This window comes from Mycobacterium simiae, from assembly GCF_008370645.1.
GTDB lineage: Bacteria > Actinomycetota > Actinomycetes > Mycobacteriales > Mycobacteriaceae > Mycobacterium > Mycobacterium simiae_A.
This window is the reverse complement of record NZ_VTZN01000517.1, coordinates 1-482: the sequence shown is the minus strand read 5'-3', so window position 1 is coordinate 482 and position 482 is coordinate 1. Positions and strand designations below refer to the sequence as shown.

Sequence of the window (482 nt, the reverse complement as noted above, 5' to 3'; positions counted from 1 at the left end):
ACGCCACCATTCCCCTCACCATCGCCGCCGCGTAGTCACAAAACCACCACCCCACCAAACCACAAAACCTCAGGTCAACCACGAAATACGGGCTTCCCCGGGTCCTTAACTTCGGACTAGCCAGCGCGGACATTACCTGATCGATGTCCTTGCAAGGAGCGTCGCGACAGCCTGGTTTCCGTCACCTTCGTCGAACCGATCGACTCCTCCGCCGGCATCCAGCAAGCCAGGTGCCGCGCGGGCATTGGCCGCGGATTCGATCTCATCGGCGTGTTGGGTGACATGCGAGGTCTGATGTAACCCGCTGAGCAACAGGGGCACCAGCGTATGGATCGCCCGGCCGACATCGTCTTCTTCGGCACCAAGCTTGCTTGCGATTTCTGCCAGGGGAATTCGGGCGTGCAGATCATCAAGGCTGACCATCGGCGTGCCCACCTTTGTCAGAGTCGACAATTCAAGGACCAGTCAAATCAGACGCTAGA

Annotated in this window: 1 protein-coding gene; it reads right to left on the bottom strand. The window is 59.1% G+C overall.

Annotation, left to right across the window (positions count from 1 at the left end; translation table 11 throughout):
- Positions 1 to 132: 132 nt before the first annotated feature.
- Positions 133 to 423: a DUF937 domain-containing protein gene (locus F0Q45_RS26695; RefSeq protein WP_149656671.1), complete on the bottom strand. Its 291-nt coding sequence runs from the start codon at positions 421 to 423 to the stop codon at positions 133 to 135.
- Positions 424 to 482: the final 59 nt, after the last annotated feature.